The sequence below is a fragment of the Shewanella sp. 10N.286.52.E4 genome (assembly GCF_041468785.1).
In the GTDB taxonomy this organism is placed as follows: domain Bacteria; phylum Pseudomonadota; class Gammaproteobacteria; order Enterobacterales; family Shewanellaceae; genus Shewanella; species Shewanella electrodiphila.
This window is the reverse complement of the sequence record NZ_JBFRJJ010000010.1, coordinates 36,878-59,664: the sequence shown is the minus strand read 5'-3', so window position 1 is coordinate 59,664 and position 22,787 is coordinate 36,878. Positions and strand designations below refer to the sequence as shown.

General features: G+C 40.4%; 22 protein-coding genes. 11 read left to right on the top strand and 11 right to left on the bottom strand.

The features are described from left to right. Positions 1–109 precede the first annotated feature (109 nt). From AB4153_RS05425 to yjjX, 7 genes are all read right to left on the bottom strand, one after another. Positions 110–1,300 carry a hypothetical protein gene (locus tag AB4153_RS05425; RefSeq protein ID WP_371996627.1) on the bottom strand — a complete coding sequence of 397 codons (1,191 nt, stop codon included), beginning with the start codon at positions 1,298–1,300 and terminating at the stop codon, positions 110–112. A gap of 29 nt (positions 1,301–1,329) precedes the next feature. Next, the gene (locus AB4153_RS05420) at positions 1,330–2,295 is read right to left on the bottom strand and encodes an FAD:protein FMN transferase (protein ID WP_371996626.1); all 966 of its coding nucleotides are present in this window, start codon (positions 2,293–2,295) and stop codon (positions 1,330–1,332) included. 841 nt (positions 2,296–3,136) lie between these two features. Further along, complete coding sequence (locus AB4153_RS05415) at positions 3,137–4,324, bottom strand: membrane dipeptidase (protein WP_303514598.1); 1,188 nt, start codon at positions 4,322–4,324, stop codon at positions 3,137–3,139. A gap of 41 nt (positions 4,325–4,365) precedes the next feature. After that, on the bottom strand, positions 4,366–4,830 hold the full coding sequence (locus AB4153_RS05410; RefSeq protein ID WP_371996625.1) for a SufE family protein: 465 nt from the start codon (positions 4,828–4,830) through the stop codon (positions 4,366–4,368). A 129-nt stretch (positions 4,831–4,959) separates the two neighbouring features. Beyond that, a complete protein-coding gene (locus AB4153_RS05405) occupies positions 4,960–6,183 on the bottom strand; it encodes a cysteine desulfurase (protein WP_371996624.1) in 1,224 nt (407 codons plus the stop codon). A 121-nt stretch (positions 6,184–6,304) separates the two neighbouring features. Beyond that, positions 6,305–7,345 carry an NADP(H)-dependent aldo-keto reductase gene (locus AB4153_RS05400; protein ID WP_102527829.1) on the bottom strand — a complete coding sequence of 347 codons (1,041 nt, stop codon included), beginning with the start codon at positions 7,343–7,345 and terminating at the stop codon, positions 6,305–6,307. Between the two features lie 80 nt (positions 7,346–7,425). After that, on the bottom strand, positions 7,426–7,965 hold the full coding sequence (gene yjjX / locus AB4153_RS05395) for an inosine/xanthosine triphosphatase (RefSeq protein WP_102527842.1): 540 nt from the start codon (positions 7,963–7,965) through the stop codon (positions 7,426–7,428). A 125-nt stretch (positions 7,966–8,090) separates the two neighbouring features. On the opposite strand from yjjX, the gene AB4153_RS05390 reads away from it, so the two are divergent. The 3 genes from AB4153_RS05390 to AB4153_RS05380 all read left to right on the top strand — a co-directional run bounded on the left by AB4153_RS05390 (position 8,091) and on the right by AB4153_RS05380 (position 11,986). Further along, a complete protein-coding gene (locus AB4153_RS05390) occupies positions 8,091–8,876 on the top strand; it encodes a ribonuclease H family protein (protein ID WP_371996622.1) in 786 nt (261 codons plus the stop codon). A 320-nt stretch (positions 8,877–9,196) separates the two neighbouring features. Further along, on the top strand, positions 9,197–10,489 hold the full coding sequence (locus AB4153_RS05385; RefSeq protein WP_371996620.1) for a serine/threonine transporter: 1,293 nt from the start codon (positions 9,197–9,199) through the stop codon (positions 10,487–10,489). Between the two features lie 129 nt (positions 10,490–10,618). Beyond that, positions 10,619–11,986 (top strand): L-serine ammonia-lyase, encoded by a 1,368-nt coding sequence (locus AB4153_RS05380; RefSeq protein WP_102527826.1) that lies wholly within the window; start codon positions 10,619–10,621, stop codon positions 11,984–11,986. A 118-nt stretch (positions 11,987–12,104) separates the two neighbouring features. Here AB4153_RS05380 and AB4153_RS05375 read toward each other — a convergent pair whose 3' ends face one another. Beyond that, on the bottom strand, positions 12,105–12,566 hold the full coding sequence (locus tag AB4153_RS05375; protein ID WP_248956229.1) for a GNAT family N-acetyltransferase: 462 nt from the start codon (positions 12,564–12,566) through the stop codon (positions 12,105–12,107). 107 nt (positions 12,567–12,673) lie between these two features. Between AB4153_RS05375 and AB4153_RS05370 the strand changes: the two genes are divergently transcribed. Next, complete coding sequence (locus tag AB4153_RS05370) at positions 12,674–13,021, top strand: hypothetical protein (protein WP_248956228.1); 348 nt, start codon at positions 12,674–12,676, stop codon at positions 13,019–13,021. Between the two features lie 173 nt (positions 13,022–13,194). Beyond that, positions 13,195–14,532, top strand: a complete 1,338-nt coding sequence (locus tag AB4153_RS05365; RefSeq protein ID WP_102527824.1) for a dicarboxylate/amino acid:cation symporter — start codon at positions 13,195–13,197, stop codon at positions 14,530–14,532. A gap of 94 nt (positions 14,533–14,626) precedes the next feature. Here AB4153_RS05365 and AB4153_RS05360 read toward each other — a convergent pair whose 3' ends face one another. Then, complete coding sequence (locus AB4153_RS05360; protein ID WP_229368550.1) at positions 14,627–15,046, bottom strand: META domain-containing protein; 420 nt, start codon at positions 15,044–15,046, stop codon at positions 14,627–14,629. 174 nt (positions 15,047–15,220) lie between these two features. Between AB4153_RS05360 and AB4153_RS05355 the strand changes: the two genes are divergently transcribed. From AB4153_RS05355 to AB4153_RS05345, 3 genes are read left to right on the top strand one after another with little or no spacing between them, the layout of a single operon-like run. Further along, positions 15,221–15,436, top strand: a complete 216-nt coding sequence (locus AB4153_RS05355) for a hypothetical protein (RefSeq protein ID WP_102527822.1) — start codon at positions 15,221–15,223, stop codon at positions 15,434–15,436. Continuing rightward, positions 15,433–15,993, top strand: coding sequence for a GNAT family N-acetyltransferase (locus AB4153_RS05350; RefSeq protein ID WP_229368551.1), 561 nt, complete (start codon positions 15,433–15,435; stop codon positions 15,991–15,993). The genes AB4153_RS05355 and AB4153_RS05350 overlap by 4 nt, the downstream gene beginning before the upstream one ends. A 51-nt stretch (positions 15,994–16,044) precedes the next feature. Next, positions 16,045–16,464: a hypothetical protein gene (locus tag AB4153_RS05345; RefSeq protein WP_371996616.1), complete on the top strand. Its 420-nt coding sequence runs from the start codon at positions 16,045–16,047 to the stop codon at positions 16,462–16,464. Between the two features lie 34 nt (positions 16,465–16,498). Here AB4153_RS05345 and AB4153_RS05340 read toward each other — a convergent pair whose 3' ends face one another. Further along, complete coding sequence (locus tag AB4153_RS05340) at positions 16,499–17,188, bottom strand: GNAT family N-acetyltransferase (RefSeq protein WP_371996615.1); 690 nt, start codon at positions 17,186–17,188, stop codon at positions 16,499–16,501. A 339-nt stretch (positions 17,189–17,527) separates the two neighbouring features. Between AB4153_RS05340 and AB4153_RS05335 the strand changes: the two genes are divergently transcribed. Then, entirely contained in the window at positions 17,528–18,127 is a 600-nt protein-coding gene (locus AB4153_RS05335) for a flavin reductase family protein (protein ID WP_248956224.1), read from the top strand. A gap of 114 nt (positions 18,128–18,241) precedes the next feature. Further along, on the top strand, positions 18,242–18,805 hold the full coding sequence (locus AB4153_RS05330) for an MAPEG family protein (RefSeq protein ID WP_102527817.1): 564 nt from the start codon (positions 18,242–18,244) through the stop codon (positions 18,803–18,805). A 187-nt stretch (positions 18,806–18,992) separates the two neighbouring features. Here the strand turns inward: AB4153_RS05330 and metK are convergent, their stop codons facing one another. Continuing rightward, positions 18,993–20,144, bottom strand: a complete 1,152-nt coding sequence (gene metK / locus AB4153_RS05325; RefSeq protein WP_102527816.1) for a methionine adenosyltransferase — start codon at positions 20,142–20,144, stop codon at positions 18,993–18,995. Between the two features lie 578 nt (positions 20,145–20,722). On the opposite strand from metK, the gene tkt reads away from it, so the two are divergent. Further along, positions 20,723–22,717, top strand: coding sequence for a transketolase (gene tkt / locus AB4153_RS05320; RefSeq protein ID WP_371996715.1), 1,995 nt, complete (start codon positions 20,723–20,725; stop codon positions 22,715–22,717). Positions 22,718–22,787 lie beyond the last annotated feature (70 nt).

The window sequence follows — 22,787 nt, the reverse complement described above, 5'->3', positions numbered from 1 at the left end:
GTATTAACGTTGAATTATCTGCACTATTCTTACTGTAGAGATAAAAAAGCGCTTCTATGGGAGTCTAGAAGCGCTTTGGCATTATCTTAGTTTGACAAAAGGGTAGGCGTTATCCTAATGGAATAATGCCATCTACTTTGATGACTAATGAACATGCACCAACAGCAGTCCAATCAACATCAGCAGGCGTGAAGTCTTCTCCAGCTCCAAGGCCTGGTACTTCTGTCACCCAGTCTGGCGCTTTCAATGCTGTGCGTTTGAAGTCAACGGTGCCTAAAATACGGGCTCCCATGTTGCGCTCAAACTTAGCTGAAAGCATTGGAGAGTACTCGTAATATGATAAGCTAGCTTCACCTTCATTGATGACGTTATAACAAGTATTGTTTTTACCAATGCTCATGGAAACATAGTAATGACCGTCTTCTTCTTGTTTCATGCCATAGCCAAAGATAGCAATGTTTGGCGTTTCAACTTCTTCAGCTGTCTCGTCATCTGTAAATTTGTTTACTGTCGAAACTAGCTTAGCGCCCATTTGGTTTTTGATTGCACTTAACTGGTATTCTTTGCCATCATTCGGGAACATGTCTGCCATGTACTCGCGGTTTTGTAAGCCACAAGCTGTTTTTAACGTTTTTGCACCCGTTCCATCAGAAACTTCTTTCCACTCATAATTGTAAATGCTGCCATTTAAACGCTGCGCTAAGTAATCTGCATTTAAGAATGAGCCATCGTTGTAATAGAAAGAACCTGAGGCACCAGTCTTACCATCAACTTTACTGCCATCACCTTCTGGTTGAGGGAATGTTGGATCTTGTGGATTACCAGGATCGACAGGTGGTGTTTCATCATGTGGATTTTCATGACAGTTGCTACATGTACCGTAGTCACCATGTGGCACATTAGCTGGATCGCTGCCTTCGTAGTTATGACAGCTCATACAGTCATCCGATGCCATTGCAGAAGCAAAAGCAGAGACTAATGGCTCTTCATCAATAGGCGCATTAGGATCGATATAGTCGAACATGACATTTTCTTCAGCACATTGGTGGCTGAATGTTGAAATATAGCCAACAGCTTTAGTCTGCAGTTCTTCTGTTTTTGTGGTTAGACTGGCATTGTCCTCAACTAAAGATGCATTTGTAGAAGTTAACTCAGTATTTTGCGTATTTAACTCGGCATTTTGGCTTTCAAGTTGTTTGATTTGGCTTTCAAGACCAGAAGTATCTGTATCATCATCACTACAAGCTGTTAGGCCTAATACAGCGATACAAAGAACGCTTAATTTAAATTTATTGTTCATCTAAAAATCCCCCTATTTATCGTTTTTGACTAATTTTTGATGTATTTTTTAAAACTTTCAGAATGGTGAGTAATCAATTTTCCAAACTTATCCTCAATTAACATGATTGGGATTTGGTGTTCATTGGCAATGGCCAATGATTCTTGTACTGAGAGCACCATAAAGGCGGTAGCCAGTGCATCAGCAGTCATAGAATATTGTTCAATAACCGTCGCTGAGACGACGGTATGAGAAACGGGTCTTCCTGATCGTGGGTCAATTAAATGTGAGAAATGCTGGCCATTATTTTCAAAATACTTGCGGTAATCGCCTGATGTTGCGACAGCTGAGTTACCAGGAGTAATGATTTCCATTTGCCCGCTTGAATAAGCAAACGGTTTGTCGATACCTACTGTCCACTCTTGGTTATCAAGGCTCAATCCCTTGATGCGCAGTTCTCCACCTATATCGACAAGATAGTTATGAATATTGTTTTGCTCCATGACCTCTGCTATCACATCAACGCCATAGCCTTTAGCAATGGATGAGAGGTCGATATAAAGTCCATCTATTGATTTAGTTAATGAGTGATTAGTTAGCTGGATATGCTGAATGCCAATGCTCTTTTTTGCATCAATGATTGCTTGATCTGATGGCAAGTCTTGGATGCGCCCATCGGGACCAAACCCCCATAGATTCACCAAAGGTCCAACGGTGACATCCAGAGTATTGTTAGTTAATTCAGCGATACGAATCGCTTCAATGATGACGCGTTCAAAATCAGCACTGATTTTAATTGGAGTGTTTTTTGGGGCTTGATTTATGAGGCTTATTTCAGAGTTTTGACGCCAAGTGGACATGGATTGGTTGACGGTCTCTAAACGAACTTCAATTTGTGAGCGAATATTCGCCATCTTTGCGGCAGTGATTTTGTCTTCTTTCCAGGTGACTTTATATTTATTACCCATGGTTTGACCATGAACAGTTCTCATATCTTGTGCATTAGCATTAGTCACTAATAAACCCAATGTGAAAATTGACACTAGAAATTTTAAAAATAGATCATTCATATCGCTGACAAATCTCTACGTATATTTACTTTGTACAACTAGATTATATTCTGATTTTTTTTTGTAAAATTAAAATTCATAATTCTGCAGTTTTGTAAATTAATTTGGGTGAGAAGTCAGGTTATTAAATAGTTTTTGATCTAGATCTAGTTTCATTGTTTATTTATTAGCGGTAGTTAATTTGTATTTAAATTATGCAGCGGGCTAGTTGTGATTGTTTTTAGTGTGAGTGATGTCATGCTTTTATATTTGACATATTGCACTTGTGGTTTCTGTAGTAGATTTATTTATTTTATTTGGAGTCGAAAAAATTTTATTGAAATATACCGATTGCGGAAAGTGAAAGACCTCTTCTGCAATGTGGAATTCAATGCGGTGGGAATGGCTCGTTAAGAATCGGTTAACAATTGATATATATCCATTGTTATTGGGTGAAGATGTTCGCAATATAGAAATCATCGGGGTCATTAAAAGCGTTTAAGATGAATGCTGGTTTTCGCTAGTTATATTTGATTAAATTGGTTTAAGTAAAAGTGTTTAAATAAATTAATTAAAGTAAAACTGAAAATCTAAGCCCTAAGTATATAATAAATTTAAGTACAGAATATAATAAGTGTAGTTTAAAAATAGATGAAAGAGTAATGCGAAAGGGTAAAGGTTAAATAACTTTGTTTACTGCTTACAAAGTATTTAAAATGAAAACTAGCTAATCATGTATTTATTACCTATTACTAGGGTTGACTAGCGAGTTTCCTTATTTATAAAAATAACGATGAGTTTGTTAGGGTTAAACCAGTACTTTATTTAACACTCTTTGCCAGTTGCCACCTAAGAAGCGGTCTCGATCGCTCGATTTGTAGCGCGCTTTTGCTAACGCATCATCAATACGGCTCATTCTATCGATATTGTTGAGTTCAGGAATAACCACATGTTGCGGTAGACTTTCAAAGCCCAAGACATTCTTTTCAGCTAAACTTTGCCACCAAGCGTGATACTGTTTAACGCCTTCTGCATTGTTATTATCTAATGCTAATAAGTTCTCTTGACCTCGTAGAGGGTAATCATTGGCGATGGCTACTGCGTTTACGCCACCAATTCTGGCGACTCTATCAAGTTGACGAATGTAATCATCAAGAGTGGGTACAGGCTCATTTGTGAGCCAAAAACTCATCATGAATACCCCAAACACACCACCTGTATCGGCAATCGCTCGAATGACTTCATCGGGCGAACAGCGAGCGTTATTCACAATAGAGCGTACAGCGCCATGGCTTTGCACAATAGGCATGGTGCTGGCTTTTGCGGTATCAAGTGCTGTTTGAGGGCTTGAATGACTCACATCAATCAAAATATTACGTTGGTTTAGCGCACTAATTAATTGCTGGCCATCTGTTGTCAGCGGTTTATTTAATCCTTGAGTACCATCATTATCGAGCGCGCCGCCAGCAAAGCGGTTGCCATAATGGTGGGTGAGTTGTAGAACACGTAACCCGTGCTGATGGAATTCATTTAAATGCTGCCAATGCTCGCTGTTTTCGCCTTCATTATCGTCAAAACTATCGTCTTCAACACAGTCAGCGCCTTGAATTTGAAAGTAAACTGCAGTGCGCTGCTCTTCTCGGGCAATGGCGATATCGCGACCACTTAAGCCCTGCATTAAAATCGTTGGGTTATCATTAACGATTTTTTCTGCCTTTTTAATACTGGCGATACAAGCTTTATAACTGCGCTTATAATTGGTGGTACCGTCTGCTTGGGTAATGGCTTCAATATCTGAAATATCGCAAATGTAGGCATCGAGTTTTGAGGCGCGGACATCATCAAGGTTTTCGGGTAAGAAACTGAGCCCATCGATATAAAGTCGTTTTTTGGATTGCGCAAGTACAGATGAGCTGTAAAGCGGGCATAGTAAAGAGGCTGCTGCTATGCCCTTTAATAGTGTTCGGCGGCTTTGGTTACAAGCGCTTATTGTCATGTGGTTTCCTTTTTAGACGCTTGTAATCATGGTTAACTTGATTATGTTGCGGCAAATTGCTTAATAGCATTGGCTAGTGCGGTTAACCCATTGGTACGAGATGGACTGAGTTGACCACTTAATCCTAATTGCGTGAAATACTGTTCTAAGTCGAAATTAGCAATTTCGCTGGTGGTCTTCCCATGGGTTGCACTTAGCAGTATAGCAATAAGACCCTTAACTATACGTGAATCGCTGTCGGCACAAAAAAAGTGTGCTGACTCAAGTTGATGGTGATACAACCAGGCTTGGCTTTCACAACCTTTCACCTGAGCCGCTTCTACTTTATAGGCTTCAGCTAATGGTGCAAGTACTTTACCTACCAACATGATCTGGCGATATTTATCTTGCCAATTCTTAGCATTTTCAATCGCAATAACCGCCAGTGAGACTTTCTCATCTAATGGTAAAAAAGCGCTTGCTGCAGGTTGTAAGATTGCGGTGTCAGATGTGCTATTTGTATTCAAGGAAAGCCTCTTAAATGGATCGTTTACTCATGGGTATTATTGGTGTCTTATTGCTGCAAACACAATTAATTACTTGATGATATAAATACTCTCAATTACTTGATGACATAAATGCTATCTATTACTTGATTATAAGAGTAATGCTTTGACATTGACGAGTGCAGTAATGAATTGGTCAATATCCTGCTTATTGTTGTAAATCCCTATGGATGCTCGACAGCAACCTTTTATGGCCAATAGCTCCATTAATGGCATCGCACAGTGATGCCCGCATCTAACTGCAATACCTTGCTGGTCTAGCAAGATACCCACATCTTGATGGTGTTCATTAGCAAGATTAAATGCAACAGCACCAGTATTATTAGCGTTTGCGCCATATAGGATGATGTCACCTAGTTGCGTTAGTTGCTGTTGTAAATACTCCAGCAGAGATTGCTCATGTTGTCTGGCTTGCTCTTTAGGTAGGCTATTGATAAAACTGATTGCTGCACCTAAACCTATGACTGCTGATATTGCAGGTGTTCCTGCTTCAAGTTTATTAGGCAAACTGCCAAATGTTGTACCCGTAAAGCTAACTGTTTTGATCATCTCACCGCCGGTCAGCATAGGCACTAATTGATCAAGTTGCGCGAAACGGCCGTAGAGGATGCCTACGCCCGTTGGACCATACATTTTATGACCTGAGAATACATAAAAATCGCAATCAATTTGTTGTACATCTATATCAAAATGAGCAATGGCTTGTGCGCCGTCAACCAGTGTTATGGCACCTGCTGATTTTGCTTTTTGTACTAAGGTTGCTACATCGTTGACTGTGCCTAAGGCATTAGTGACATGACTTAATGCGACAAGCTTAGGCGAGAGAGTTAATAGTTGCTCAAAAGCGCAATGATCTATTGATAAATTGTCATTCAGTGGAATGGGCTTTATTGTCGCGCCTGTGCGTTTAGCGAGTTCTTGCCAAGGCACAATATTGGCGTGATGCGCAGCGCTATCCACCAAAATAATATCATTTGCGCTAATTTGCTGACTTATACCATAAGCAACCATGTTGATTGACTCAGTGGTGCCGTGAGTAAAAATGATCTCTTCAACTTTTGCGCTATTGATAAAACTTTTTACTTGTTCGCGTACGGTTTCATAATGCTTCGTCGCACGGGCGGATAACTGATGAGCAGCGCGATGAACATTGGCATTGTCGAATTGATAGTAGTGATTGATAGCATCGATGACTGATTGTGGCTTTTGACTGGTAGCTGCGGTATCTAAATAGCACAGAGGGCTTTCGTCCAATTGCTGGGCTAATGTAGGAAATTGGGCTCTTATCGCATCATGTTCAAACGCTATTGTCATTGCAGGCTCATTATTAATGAAGTATCACACTGGGCATTAACCCAAAAAAAGAAAAGCGTCACGATCTTCATAGAAAGTGACGCTTAATGCAAGTATACAATAGCTTTAACTGGCTTTTAGCTTATGGGCAGGGCATACGATAAAGGTTCGATAGCTGGTTTATTCTTGCTAGCAATTCAGGTGTCAGACTGACATCAAGGCTATCTATGTTTTCTTTAAGTTGCTCAAGGTTGGTTGCGCCAATAATATTTGAAGCCACAAACCGTCTCGAATTGACGAAAGCCAATGACATTTGTGCTGGGCTTAAATGAAATTCACGAGCTAAGTCGACGTAAGCTTGGGTTGCCTCGAGTGCCATTGGCGTCGCGTTATATCTCGCAAAGCGTTTAAAGACGGTTAACCTTGCTTGTTCTGGCCATTGGTTATGTTCATATTTACCTGTTAAGGCACCAAATGCGAGTGGAGAGTAGGCTAGTAATGGCAGTTCTTCACGATGACTGATTTCAGACATACCTAATTCAAAGCTACGATTAAGCAAGTTGTAAGGGTTTTGCACACTGACAATACGCGGTAAGCCATGTTTTTCAGCTAAACGTAGGTATTGCATTAATCCCCACGGGGTTTCATTGGATACACCTATGTAGCGCACTTTTCCTTGACGAATAACTTCAGCTAATGCTTCAAGAGTTTCTAAAATAGGGGTTTGCTGCTCATCATCTAAGTGGTCATACAAAAACTCACCGAAAAAATTACAGTGTCTGTCAGGCCAGTGCAATTGATATAAATCGATAGTGTCGACTTGCAGGCGTGCGAGTGAGGCATCGACAGCCTGATGAATATTAACCCAATCTAGTGCCATGTTAGGGCGAATAAAGTCACTTTTAGGCCCTGCCGCTGACACTTTAGTGGCGATGACTAAATTGTCACGGTTATCACGCTGTGAAAGGTAATGACCAATAATGCGTTCAGTTTCCCCCTGTTTTTCAGCATTAGGTGGCACGGGATACATTTCGGCAGTATCAATAAAGTTAACGCCGCGATTAATGGCGTAATCCATTTGCTCAAAAGCGTCACTTTGGGAGTTTTGTTCTCCCCACGTCATGGTGCCTAAACATATCTTGCTAACATCAAGGCTAGAATGCGGAATGCGTTGATATTCCATTTATATCTCCTATGGAATGCAGTTAGTTTGACGTTAGCAATGTTTGCCAATAAAAAAAAGTGACGAATGAGGGCAAAGCGTTAATTGCTGAATATATCAGCATTGATAAAAGGTGCCATAGCCAGAATAATGGCTTGAGTATAGATACTCTCACGGGTAGCCAGTCCTTGTGTGAGTAGGCCAATAGCGCCGCCTTTTTGTTTAATGTTGTTGGTATTAAATAACCTATCCATGACGTGTCCCAATTCTTCACCTTGTTCGAGTGCCTGGTACACTTTAAGTGGTAGTGGCAACAAAGCACTTCGGCCAACAGACAACTGCTGCTTATGCAAAATGGCCATATAGGCAAATGTGGCAGGTCCGTGATCAAAATTATCTACACCACCTTCCATGGCAATATAAAAATCTGCATCTTGCTGTTGCGCCTGACAATATTGGGCTCGGTTTATTGCGCCTAGTTTTGTATCTGCTTCAGTCATGGGTTGATCTGCGACTAAAGATGGCGCATGAATACCCTGACATATGATGTTGTGATCTGGAAAATATTGACTAAAAGCCACTTTAGCCGCGTTAACTTTAACTGGGTTTTTCGAGCCGACGGAAATAATGAGTTGCTTCATAGTGGTTTCAATTTCTAGATGAGTAGGTTCAGACATAGTTTTTTGTTTGGTGAGTTATTTTTAATAGCGCCATAAGATACACTGGACACATTAAGCATATTACCTGATTTATATAGAGAGTCATCATGGCAAAGAAGTTTTATGTGGTATGGGCAGGCCGAGAAACGGGCGTGTTTACCAGTTGGGATTACACTAAAAAGCAGGTAGATAAATTTCCCCAAGCGAAATACAAGTCTTTTCCTACAGAGGCACAAGCGAAAGCGGCATTTGCGGCATCACCGGCTAGCAGTATGGGTAAAGCAACAGCAAAAGCGGGCTCGGCCAGTAATAATAAGCCTGTAAAAAGTAATGCTGTGGAATCGATCAAAACTAAACTGGTCGATCTAAGTACTCACGATACCATCGTATTTACCGATGGCGGCTGTGAGCCAAACCCAGGTAAAGCAGGTTCTGGTATGGCGGTTTATCGTCAAGGCCAAATCAGCGAGTTATGGTATGGGCTATATAATGCTAACGGCACCAACAACAGCGCAGAGCTAAATGCTTTATATCAAGCGTTGTTAGTCGCTGAGAAAAGCATTAATGCACAACAAAGTGTTAAGGTAATGAGTGACTCACAGTATTCAATTAACTGTATTACCAACTGGGCTTACGGCTGGAAGTCAAAAGGTTGGAAACGCAAAGTCGCTGGAGATATTGCTAATTTGGAAGTGATCCAACAAGCCCATGAATTATATGATCGCATAAAAGATCACATGGCTATTGCTCACGTGGCAGCGCATATCGGTATTGAAGGTAATGAGCTTGCCGATCGCATGTCAATTTACGCCATCGATAAGAAGAATCCGGATTTTACCCTCTATGATAAGCCGATTGACTTAAGTGCCATTTTAGCGCTTAGAACGGGTTAACCTTTTAAGGATATACATTCTCAACAATATTAATTTCAGCTGTATTGTCCTACTTATAAAAAATCACTTAATGTGGCTGTAGTGTACATAAAATAAGAGTTACAGCTATTTTAGGAGTTGCTTTATTAGTGCTTTTGTTAATATTTATATTAAGCATTGTTAATGACTTTGCTATCTGATCGTACCAGTTGGCTATCTTGCTCGCAAAATGCTTATTATTTTTTGGAAGTCGAGCCAAAAAATGACCTAGATCATATTTCGCTATTTAGAATTCTATATTCTTCGCCGTGAAATTAGTTACCTCATTTAAGGTCATTTTTATGCAAAGAGATTCAATCAATGCGCAGGATGTTGCAGTTGCAGCTCAAGAAGAGCAAACCCCAGTAAAAGGCTGGTCACGCCAAGACACTACTTGGATGCTTAGTTTGTTTGGTACCGCTGTTGGTGCAGGTATTTTATTTTTACCGATAAATGCTGGTATGGGTGGGTTTTGGCCATTAGTGTTAATGGCAATCATCATCGGCCCTATGACTTACCTCGCTCATCGTGGTTTATCTCGTTTTGTTTGTTCTTCTAAAAATCCTGTTAGTGATATCACTCAAGTGGTTGAAGAGCATTTTGGTGTCAGTGCAGGTAAAGCCATTACTGTCCTGTATTTCTTTGCTATTTTCCCTATTGTGCTTATTTATGGTGTTGGTATCACTAACACGGTAGATAGCTTCATCGTAAACCAGCTTGGTTTTGCTTCACCTCCACGCATTATTTTATCTGCAGTACTGATTATTGGCATGATGTCAGTAATGGTTGCGGGTGAAAAATTCATGTTGAAAGTGACCCAGTTCTTAGTTTATCCGCTTGTGGCTATTCTTGCATTTATGTCTTTCTACCTGATCCCTGATTGGAAATTAGATGCATTACAAGTTGTGCCTTCTGCTGGTGAATTCCTTGGTACTGTGTGGTTAACTATTCCAGTACTGGTGTTTGCATTTAACCATTCACCTGCTATTTCACAGTTCTCTGTGTCACTTAAACGTGAACATGGTGACAATGCAGCCAAAAAAGCCGACGTGATTTTACGTAACACGTCAATGATGCTTGTTGGTTTCGTCATGCTCTTCGTATTCTCTTGTGTATTGTCTTTAAGCCCTGCACAACTTGCTGAAGCAAAAAGTGAAAACTTAGCTATTTTGTCTTACTTAGCCAATGTTCATTCAAGCGGCTTTGTTAGCTACTTCGGTCCTATCATTGCATTCATTGCGATTATCTCTTCTTTCTTTGGTCATTACTTAGGTGCGACTGAAGGCTTAAAAGGCATGATCACTAAACAATTACGTAGCAGTAATAAAGAAGTGTCTGATGCAAAATTGAATAAATTCATCTTAGGCTTCATGTTCTTCAGCATTTGGATTGTTGCGGTAATTAACCCTAGCATTCTAGGCATGATTGAAGCGTTAGGTGGTCCAATTATTGCGGCAATTCTTTACCTAATGCCAATGTATGCTGTGCATAAAGTGCCTGCTTTGAAAGCGTATCGTGGTCGTATCAGCAACGTATTTGTTGTGATTGCAGGTCTGTTAGCAATGACGGCAATTCTATTTGGTTTAATGAGCTAATCGCTTTTAATCAACAGTATTAAGCCGTTCATTTTAGTTGTGAGTGGTTATTCGAGGAGTGCAATCTGTGCTCCTCTTTTTCTTGTTTTAAGCTGTGCTGCTTTGCCAGTAGAGCATTGAGGTTTATTTATGTTTAGTGCATTTGAAATCTTTAAGATTGGTATTGGTCCTTCTAGTTCTCATACCGTTGGGCCGATGAAAGCGGCGAATTGTTTTATTAATGATTTAATCGAGCAAGGTCAACTAACACAAATCACTAAGTTTACCGTTGATGTTTACGGCTCATTGTCTTTAACTGGTAAAGGTCATCATACTGATATTGCTATTATTATGGGACTTGCTGGTAATGAACCTGAAACGGTAGAAATTGAAAGCATTGAACCTTTTATTGCACAGGTAGAGAAAACCCAAGAAATCATTATTGGTGATGCCATTCACCACGTTGATTTTCCACATGATGCATTAATATTCCACCCTGATACTTTGCCATTGCATGAGAATGGCATGAAGCTACATGCATGGAGTGGTGATAAGTGTGTTTATAGCAACACCTACTATTCTATTGGTGGCGGCTTTATTGTTGAAGAAAAAGACTTTAACCAAAGTCATTCTAATGGTGTTGAAGTGCCGTTTCACTTCAACTTTGCCGATGAGCTTGTTGCTCATTGTCAGCAGTCTGGATTAAGCATCAGCGGCTTGATGAAGCAAAATGAATTATGTTTTCGCAGCGAAGAAAACATGTATTCAGGTTTTAGTTTAGTGTGGAAAACCATGCAAGATGCCATTGAAAAGGGCTGTAATACTGAAGGCGTTTTAGCTGGACCTTTGAAAGTATCACGTCGCGCTCCTGCATTACATCGAGAGTTACTTCGCAGTGAAAAAGTGAGCAATGACCCGATGGAAATCATCGACTGGGTTAATTTATTTGCATTAGCGGTCAGTGAAGAAAATGCTGCTGGTGGCAGGGTTGTGACCTCACCGACCAATGGTGCAGCTGGGATCATTCCTGCGGTACTGGCTTACTACAACAAGTTTATCCAAAAAGTTGGACCCAAAGAATGCAGCCGTTACTTTTTAGCCGCTGCTGCAGTAGGCTCGCTTTATAAACGCAATGCATCGATTTCTGGCGCTGAAGTTGGTTGTCAAGGCGAAGTGGGCGTTGCATGTTCAATGGCTGCAGCTGGTTTAGCTGAACTGATGGGCGGCTCACCTGCACAAGTGTGTATGGCTGCCGAAATTGGTATGGAGCATAACTTGGGGCTAACTTGCGATCCGGTTGCAGGCCAAGTTCAAGTACCTTGTATTGAACGTAATGCTATTGCATCTGTTAAAGCGATAAACTCATCGCGTATGGCGCTTCGTCGTAATTCAGAACCGAGAGTGAGCTTAGACAAGGTGATTGCTACCATGTATGAAACTGGTAAAGATATGCATGTTAAATATCGTGAAACCAGCCAAGGCGGCTTAGCGATTAAAGTGGTTAATTTGTGTGCGTAAATGTGTGCCGTTTTATCTGCTTCGTTTAGTGTTCTAAATAATAAAAAGGCTTTCAAATGAAAGCCTTTTTTGTTTACGAGATTGTCCACTTCATTGCGTTATTTCTATTCGCTGTACGTTATGCCTTTGAGCCTTCAGCAAGCTCTTCGTACATCAGGTAGTGGCTTTGCTCCATACCTAATGATTCATAGGTTTTCTGCGCAGCTAGATTATCGTGCTCCACATATAATCTGAAACTTGCTGCGCCACCCATTTCAGCAGCCTTGGTTTTTACAGTTTGATAAAGCTTGGCATAGATCCCTTGGCGACGATTTTGTGGACGAATATAAACACTCTGAATCCAACAGTAATTAGTTGCGCGCCAGTCACTCCACTCAAGTGTCACCATTAAAGAACCTGCAATTTCTCCCTCTATTTCGGCCACTAAATAGAAACCCTTTTCAGGGCTGTTAAGCATAGTGTCAACGCCCTTGGTAAGCAGCGCATTGTCTAATGACAAGTTTTCTGTCTCCATTGCCATGGCTTGGTTAAATTCAACTAATGCTGCTAAATCTGATAGTTGGCCTTTTCTTATTTTCATTGTGGCTCCTTGATGCGAAAGAGTTGCATATTTTTACGACATTTTTATTCGACTAAAGTCTAAGCTGCTATGCTTAATACTCATCTTGTATGGTTTGAGAGAATGCTATGAATAAATCAAAATATCAATTCAGAGTATACCGCTACTTTGCGCATCCTAATCGTATTAGTTACGCCATTAACGAGCAATTGCAGGCTTCATATCTTGCAGCTACTCCTAATTCACAGCCGGTAATTAACCATGTGCTGCACTTTACATTGACCTTAATGACTTTTGGGTTATGGGCCATTGTGTGGTGGTGGCTAATATTAAAAGCGCGTGGGGAGCAAAATAATCTTTTTGCTGGCTTTGATGATGACTATTGGAGTTACTTGATTGAAAGAGAGCGCCCACCTGCGGCGCTTTATCCTATAAAAGTAGGAAAAGAGCGAGTTGAGTGTATTTTCGAGGCTTAATGCTATTTATTAAACTTTAGCGATGCGTAAGATGATATAGATCACCCATCTGATTGTAATTGTCGTGCTAGTATGCCGCGCCGATTCTGCTGATTATTGCCATAAATCAACTCAATATGCCGTTCGGCGCGAAATTATTACAACTCACTTACTCAATCTGCAAGGTTTACATCATGTCAAAACATGCTCCGTCACTGCCAAGTCGAGTTTGGTCTCGCTGGATGTCAGTTCCGTTATGGTTACAAATTCTTATCGGGATGGTGTTAGGTATTATTGCTGGGGTCAGCTTAGGCGAAGATGCAAGCTATCTTAAGCCGATTGGTACTTTATTTGTTAACACCATTAAAATGCTCATTGTGCCGCTAGTATTTTGTTCGTTAATTGTCGGGGTTACCTCGATGCAAGATACCGCCAAGATGGGGCGAATTGGTTTTAAATCCTTTGCATTTTATTTAGGTACAACCTCTATTGCTATCAGCATTGGCTTATTGGTTGGCAATATCATGCAGCCGGGAGCCGGACTTGGTTTACAAACTAGTGAGATCATTAATGAAGTGAAAGAAGTGCCCACCTTAATGGACACCTTGATTAATATCGTACCCACTAACCCTGTAGCTGCGCTGGCAAGTGGTCAGATTTTACAGGTGATTGTATTTGCAGTTGCTTTGGGTATTTCACTGGTATTGATAGGCGATCACGGTAAGCCCGCTATTCGAGTATTTGAAAGTTTAGCTGAGGCCATGTTCAAGCTAACTGATCTTGTCATGAAGCTTGCTCCTTATGGCGTCTTTGGCTTGATGGCATGGGTTGCTGGTGAGTATGGCCTTGATATGTTACTGCCATTAATTAAAGTGATTATTGCCGTTTATGTTGGTTGTGCTTTGCATATCTTAGGTTTCTACAGCCTAGTGTTAAGTGCATTCGGTAAACTGAATCCGATTCAATTTTTCAAAGGCATCGGCAATGCAATGGCGGTGGCATTTACCACTTCAAGCTCTGCGGGCACATTACCTGCAAGTATGAAATGTGCTAGCGAAAACTTAGGGATTAACAAGAAGATTTCAAGTTTCGTATTACCGCTTGGTACGACAATCAACATGGATGGCACCGCACTTTATCAAGGTGTAACGGCATTGTTCGTCGCTCAAGCATTTGGTATTGATTTAACTTGGGTTGATTACATCACCATTATATTAACCGCAACGCTTGCGTCGATAGGTACCGCTGGCGTACCTGGTGCGGGTCTTGTGATGTTAACATTAGTATTAACCACAGTTGGTTTACCGCTAGAAGGTGTAGCGATTATTGCCGGTATCGATCGCGTGTTAGATATGGCGCGAACAGTGGTTAACGTATCTGGTGATTTAGTGGCAACAACGATTATTGCCCGCTCTGAAGATGAGATTGATGTAGAGCATTACAATGCAGATATGGAGCAATCAGCGATTATTGCTCAACACGCTGAGGTCGATATGAAGCAGAAAGTAGAAGATAATATTCGAACGAGTTAGCGCTCTATTGACTGGTTTTATTCGTTTCGAGAAACAAAAAAGAGTCGTTTCATCATTGATTAATTGACGAAACGACTCTTTTTTTTCATGAGATTTAATCTTCTTTCTTGCTTAACACTAATAAGTTAGCACCCGCATCAGACTTTAATAATAATTTGCCTGATTTCGATATTGTGATGTTAGTGACTAGTGGCATCGCTTTCATCACGCGCTGTTCTTGCTTCATCAGTACATCAACGCATGCCATCATGCTTGAACCTGCTGGTAAAAGTGTTAATTGGTTTTCTTCTTGTTCATACTCACCAAAAAACTGATTGCAGCTATTATTACCTGATAGTTTGCCGTCAGCGGCGAAAATGATTTCAGCAGGACTGTGATTGATTACGGCTTCAGATAATGCTGACTCCACATGCCAGTTACCTACTATATTGATTTCTTCAGCTTGATGACTGTTGCTTTGACAAGCACTAAGGCCGAAAATAACCAAACAAGCAGTGAAAATGGGTTTTATCATGATGGATTGATTCCAATAAGGATGCTAATACGTATTAATATCCATAGTATATACTGTGTTTTGCGGTTATTTTTCACTTTCAACAAGATTTAATCTTTTAACGTATAAAAGTTGCTGTTTTAGGTATTCAAATCAATTTATCTTTCGGTTTATTTCTTAATAAGAGTTGCGCTAATGAGTAAGATTTTTAAGATGATGCATATGCTTGGGTTATTGTCTGTTGGCATAGGTGCGAGCTTGTACCTTTTTACTGACTTCGCCAACGAAGTCAGCGGCATGTTGCTTGTTGCCAGTTTAATTGGCGTTGGCTTATTAATCATGGCACCTTACCCTGTTGCGTTAGTATTTGATTGGGCGCAAAAACAAAATGGTGATAACGCTTCTAAATGAATATCAAATACCGATTAGCAAATGAAGCTGATGCTAATGCTATTGCTCAGCTTGAAAAGCAGTATATGAATGATGAATTATCTTCTTCTGCAGACGTGATGTCTGGTCAGTGTTTTTCTAAAATACAAATAAGTGAGTTGATTAAAAAAGGCTGGATTATGTTGGCTGAAACAACAGAAAATGAAAATGTTGTCACAGCTATTATTGGTTACGTCATTGCGGGTCCATGGTCATGGTTTCAAGCTTGGGGGATTTATGCCCACGTACTACGCAAAATGAATGATATTGAAGTGGGCTTTAGTCGACTAAGCTCAAACAATAGCTGCCAGTATGGACCAATATGGATACATCCCAATTATCGTGGTCAGGGTATCTTTGAGCAATTAGTGCAACAACTTAAACGTAAAGTTTCAGCCAAATACAGCTTTATGGTGACATTTATTGCTGAAGAAAATGCGCTCTCCTTTGCCGCGCACACTAAGAAATCGCCAATGGAAGTCGTGGATTACTTCAGCTTTCAACAACGTGATTACTATTTGTTAGTGATGAAAAACTAGCCCTAATCACTCTAATCTTTTTATTAATCTTTTAAATTGAGTAATCCCGTTATGGCACATTCTGAATCGATAACCTTTGAACAAGTATTTCAACCTTATCTGCATTTAAGGTTGGCAGCGTTTGAAAACCTAAAAATTGTGGTTGGCGTTTTGGCAGCTTTGGAAAAGCATTATTCAGCCTTTGAAATTGAACTTAACCCTCAACTCTTCATTTCACAAGTGGAGGACAAAAGCAGTTCAAGCGCTGAGGGCAAGTCATCACTCAACTTGAAGCCATATTATATTGTTGAAACTGAGTTTGGTAATATTGTGTGTGGCCGCACAAATGGTTATGAAGAGGTCATAAAACTGATAGCAACAGATGCTGAACCTATTGATTTATCTTCAGGCAAGTCGGTTAATGTGCCTATTCTTAGTTTGCAGCAGATTTCATTTATGTGTGTTGAAACCTCACACTTCGATCATTGTTAATCAGGTCGTTAAGTTCAAATGCTAATTGAACGCCTTATTTTGAAACAAGCTTCATCAGAATTAAGGGCCTATCTGGCTGTTGGTACTTAAGAAATAATTGTTGGATATCATTATTAGGTTTGTGGCAAACGATAAAACCATAAGCTTGATAAAATGGTTCAAGTTCGGGAATCGCAAAAACATAAGCTTGTTCGAGTAATAATTCAGGTTTTATATATTCCAGTAATTGATGAGCAAACCCTTGTCCTCGTGCAATTTGTGCGACGACTAATCCAGTGACCAATTGACACTTGCCGATAGGTTTAATTCGAATGCTGGCTTCAATTTCACCCAGTGATCCCAATGAATCTTTGGCTTCAACCTCTATGTTTATGCCTTGATTCAATTCAGATAAATCATCACTCAAATCATCACTTAGAACATCACTTAGAGCACCACTCAAGCCAGCATCTATTACGCTATTATTTTGCAGTTTGCGATAAACACCTTTTGTACTGCTATTTCTTATGAGTGCTATGCGATCGTTAATACTGGGTTTTGAGTAACTTAAATGTTGGCGATAAAAAAGTTTTATTTCAGACCACTGCATTTGGGCGAGTAAAATCTGGCTATTGTCTTGTTTTGGGGTTTGTTCATGATTTTGTTCATGGCTTTTTTCAAGGTTGTGTTTAGGCTTCTGCTTATGAGTGAGCTGAAACGCTGGAGGGGAAAACCACTCAGGCATGGGCACAATGATCCTGTCAATTTTTATAAGTAATCTGAGTTTTGTGTTTCGCCATCATAACAAATCATCAGTTTAGCTGATATGAATAGCTAAATTTCAATGATCTAGCCCTCGTTCAATAACATCACTACCTTCTGCGCGTTAAATGTTGAGCATAATATGCTCAGTTTTGCTGATAAATTATGTTAATGACTTGTTTTATTTTGAGTGGGAAGATTTGGGCTTGTTTGAACAATTATAGGGTGATAGCTTAGTAAGTAACTTATTTAGCATATGATTTTCATCAGTTTACCCGAGCTCAATTAGCTAAGTTGATGTTTAGAACAACTTGAGACATAAATGGAATTTTTGCCAGAATCATTAACACCGCAACAAGTTTATAAATTGCTTATTGGTGGTGTCAGCCCAAGACCTATTGCTTGGGTTTCAACAGTATCAAAATCAGGGGTCAATAATTTAGCACCTTTTTCATTTTTTACTGTAGCAAGTGCTAATCCACCAGTCTTGTGTTTTAACCCTATGAGCACAGATAAAGGGGCTGAGAAAGACACTTTAGTCAATATTCGTGAACAGCAAGAATTTGTGATCAATAGTGTCAGCTATTCAGATTTAGCGGTGATGAATCAAACCTGCCATCAAATCCCCGCAACTGAAGATGAGTTTGAATATGCAAGTGTTGAGAAACAGGCTTCATCGATAGTCGCTCCGCATAGAGTGAAGCAAGCGATTGTCAGTTTTGAATGTAGACTAAATCAAATTGTAGATTTAGGGCAGGATCCCATGTCAGGCCATTTAGTGCTAGGTGATGTGGTTGCTATTCACGTGCGCGATGATGCTGTTACTGACTTTAAAATCGACAGTGAAATGTTGGATGCCATCGGCAGAATGGCGGGTAATGACTATAGTTTAACAAGAGACAAAGTGCAGCTAAATCGATAAATTTTGAATTAGTGATGCTCCTGTTGGAGTGCGAATATCGGTATATGACCATATTAATGAAGGATCATCGAGGTCATTTTTTTAGCAGTTGAGCATTAATGACAGGGAGAGATAATGCCAATTTCAAGTTCAATTACCAATAAACTTACCAGTAAGCAACGTGATGTCACTCAAGGTATTGTGATAGGGATGCTTGTGTCTTTTGCTGTGGTGATTTATGGCGCACTAGCAAACCCTTTTGAATATAGTGAGCCACAATCATTAATTGAAAGGTTGGTTATTTATGCCTATGGGATGATTTTACCAACGTTAAGCTTAATCATTGCTGTGGGGCGTGTTGCTAAGCATCGATTTTTCAGTGCGAAAGATATTGATGGTAGCAGTTATTATGAGCAATCAGAGCGAGTTAGGCGCCTGCAAAGTGTTCTGCAAAATACCTTAGAACAATTTTGTATTGTGATGAGTGTGTATTTCTTATGGGCTTTCATTATGCCCGCTGACTATATGTCGTTAATTGGATTAATTTCGGTATTATTTTTTATCGGCCGAATATTGTTTATGCGCGGTTATGATAAAGGGGCGGGGGCAAGATCTATCGGCTTTAGCTTGACCTTTTATCCGTCGGTGTTAACTGTGGGCGCGATTATCATTTATCTTTTCTATCGTACTTTCACCTAGCCTGTAGTGTACATATCTATCTTGTACTGCCAATAGTTATCTATCTTGCACTGTACATAGTTATTTTGAACTCTAGATATCAAGTGAGATAAATTAAAGGCACAAAAAAACCGTCAATTGACGGTTTTTTATTGCTTAACTTAGCGTAAACAATTTACTTGGCATCAGCAGTCAATAAGTTTAAAACTTATAGACCTGCATCAGCGCGCAAGATTTCAGCTTTATCAGTTGCTTCCCAAGGGAACTCTTCACGACCGAAGTGACCGTATGCAGCTGTTCCTTGGTAGATAGGACGTGCAAGGTCTAGCATTGCTGTTAAGCCGTATGGACGTAGCTCAAAATGCTGACGTACAAGCTTAATCAATACATCTTCAGATACTTTACCAGTACCAAATGTTTCAATGCTGATAGATGTTGGCTCTGCAACACCAATTGCATAAGACACTTGGATTTCACAGCGGTCGGCAAGACCTGCAGCTACGATATTTTTAGCAACGTAACGCGCAGCATATGCAGCACTACGGTCAACTTTTGATGGGTCTTTACCAGAGAAAGCACCACCACCGTGACGAGCCATACCGCCGTAGGTATCTACGATGATTTTACGGCCTGTTAAACCACAATCACCTACCGGTCCGCCAATAACGAAACGACCAGTTGGGTTGATGAAGTATTTAGTGTCTTTGTTTAACCACTGAGATGGTAAAACAGGCTTAATAATGGTTTCCATCACGCCTTCAATCAAGTCTTCTTGGGTCACATCTTCACGATGTTGAGTCGAAAGCACGATAGCATCGATGCCTTTGATTTTGCCATTTTCATAAGCAAAAGTGACTTGGCTTTTCGCATCAGGACGTAACCAAGGTAAAGTACCATCTTTACGCACTTCAGACTGACGCTTCACTAATTTGTGTGCGTAAGTAATCGGTGCAGGCATTAATACGTCGGTTTCGTTACTCGCGTAACCAAACATAAGACCTTGGTCACCCGCGCCTTGTTCAGCTGGATCGCTACGGTCAACACCTTGGTTAATGTCTGGAGACTGTTTACCAATGGCATTTAAAATCGCACAAGAATCAGCATCAAAACCCATATCTGAATGGGTGTAACCAATTTCACGTACTGTTTTACGTGTGATTTCTTCGATATCAACCCAAGCAGAAGTTGTGACTTCACCGCCGACTAAAACCATACCGGTTTTAACGTAAGTTTCACAAGCAACGCGTGCTTTAGGGTCTTGCTCTAAAATTGCGTCTAATACCGCATCAGAAATCTGATCGGCGATTTTATCTGGATGACCTTCTGAGACTGACTCAGAGGTGAACAAGTGGTTTGCCATAGTTGGTAAATCTCGTCTTTTGGAATTTGAACGTGTAGAAGCATCTACATCTAGACGTCTATAATAATTCAAATCGGATTGGATAACACCCCTTAGAACTAATATAAGTTAATAATTGTGCAATCATTCAAATATTTATAAAAATCCATTTTTGACTGTTTTAGATATCAATAAATTAATCTTATGAAATTTATGCAGTTATTTAACTTTTTAGCTCCAACCTTAAGGTTTAAATGGGCGGTAATAGAACAATTATTTTAGTTGAGTATTATTAGTTTTGACTGTTTTAATACGTTTATTGGCAATAAATATTCACATCGTTTAGTACGCAGAACGGTGATTTTGGATCAGGCATTCTTTATGGAATGTTGAGTATGGGTGTAAAAAGTTATATAAATGTTAGCGCTAACATGATATAAATTTAAGCCGTTTAATATCTTATTTAGCTGGGGCTTGGTAGTCAGATGCAAAAAATTGCGACTTATATCTAATAATAATTTGCGTCCCATCGCTGAGTAGGGGAAAATATGTCCCCACAATTGCCCGCTAGACCTCATCATCAACAAGCAGGAGAGAGCATGTCATCTCGTAAAGAACTCGCTAACGCAATCCGTGCATTAACCATGGATGCTGTTCAAAAAGCCAATTCTGGCCACCCAGGTGCACCAATGGGGATGGCTGACATCGCTGAAGTGCTATGGAATGACTTCCTTAAGCACAACCCAAACAACCCAGAATGGGTTGATCGTGACCGTTTTGTATTATCAAATGGCCATGGTTCAATGCTTATCTACTCTTTACTGCATTTAACAGGTTATGCATTACCTATTGAAGAATTGAAGAACTTCCGTCAGCTTCATTCTAAAACCCCTGGTCATCCTGAATATGGTTATACGCCAGGTGTTGAAACCACAACGGGCCCATTAGGCGCAGGTATCAGTAACGCTGTCGGTATGGCGATTGCTGAAAAAACCTTGGCTGCTCAGTTTAATCAACCTGGTCACGATATCGTTGACCACTTCACTTACTGTTTCTTAGGTGATGGCTGTTTGATGGAAGGTATTTCTCATGAAGCATGTTCATTAGCAGGTACTTTAGGTCTTGGTAAGCTTGTGGCTTTCTGGGATGACAATGGTATTTCTATTGATGGTCATGTTGAAGGCTGGTTCACCGATGACACGCCTAAACGTTTTGAATCATACGGCTGGCACGTTATCGCAGACGTAGATGGACACGATAGTGATGCAATCCGCGCTGCTATTGAAGAAGCGAAGTCTGTTACTGATAAGCCAACAATGATTTGTTGTAAAACGACCATTGGTTTTGGTTCGCCAAATAAGTCAGGTAGTCATGATTGTCACGGCGCACCACTGGGTGATGCTGAAATCGCTGCAGCACGTGAATTCCTTGGTTGGGATCACGGTGCATTTGAAATCCCTGAAACTGTTTATGAAGGTTGGGATGCAAAAGATTCTGGCGCTTCAAACGAAGCAAGCTGGAACGAGAAATTTGCAGCTTATACTGCCGCTTTCCCTGAGCTAGCAGCTGAATACAAACGTCGTGTTATCACAGGCGAGCTTCCTGCAGAATTTGAAGAAAAAGCCAACGCATTTATTCAAGAATGCCAAGATAAAGCAGAAGGCATTGCAAGTCGCAAAGCTTCACAAAACGCCATCGGTTTCTTCGGCGAAATGTTACCTGAACTGTTAGGTGGCTCTGCTGACTTAGCGGGTTCAAACCTGACTCTTTGGTCTGGTTCAAAAGGTATTCAAGACGATCCTGCGGGCAACTACATCTACTACGGTGTGCGTGAGTTCGGTATGAGTGGCATTATGAATGGTGCTTCTTTGCATGGTGGTTTCATTAACTACGGCGCGACGTTCATGATGTTTATGGAATACGCTCGCAATGCAGTACGTATGTCAGCATTAATGGGCATTCAAAACGTGTTCGTTTATACCCATGATTCAATTGGTCAAGGTGAAGATGGACCAACTCACCAACCAGTAGAACAACTTGCTAACTTACGTATGACGCCAAACATGACTGTATGGCGCCCATGTGATGCGGCGGAAACTGCTGTATCTTGGAAGTCTGCTATTGAAAACCGTAAAGCGCCTACTTCACTTATCTTTAGTCGCCAAGGCCTTAAGGCACAAGCACGTACAGCTGAGCAATTAGCTAATGTTGCTAAAGGTGGTTATGTACTGTCTGATTGTGAAGGTACTGCTGAAGTGATTCTAATTGCTACAGGTAGTGAAGTGCAGCTAGCACTTGATTCTGCTGCAGCATTGACTGAAAAAGGTCAAAAAGTTCGCGTTGTTTCTATGCCATCTACTAACGTATTTGATAAGCAAGATGCAGATTATAAAGAATCAGTATTACCTGCTGGCGTACTGAAACGTGTTGCTATTGAAGCTGCGCATGTTGATTACTGGCACAAATATGTTGGTTTTAACGGCGCTGTAGTCGGTATGTCTACGTTTGGTGAGTCTGCACCTGGCGGCGATTTATTGAAGCACTTCGGCTTTACCGTTGAAAACGTGGTTAACACAGTGAATGCTCTGGTTTAACCAATATACAGTTAAATAATAAGGGTAAACTTTTACCCTTTAAGTCTGTATAATGCGGCCTGCAATCACT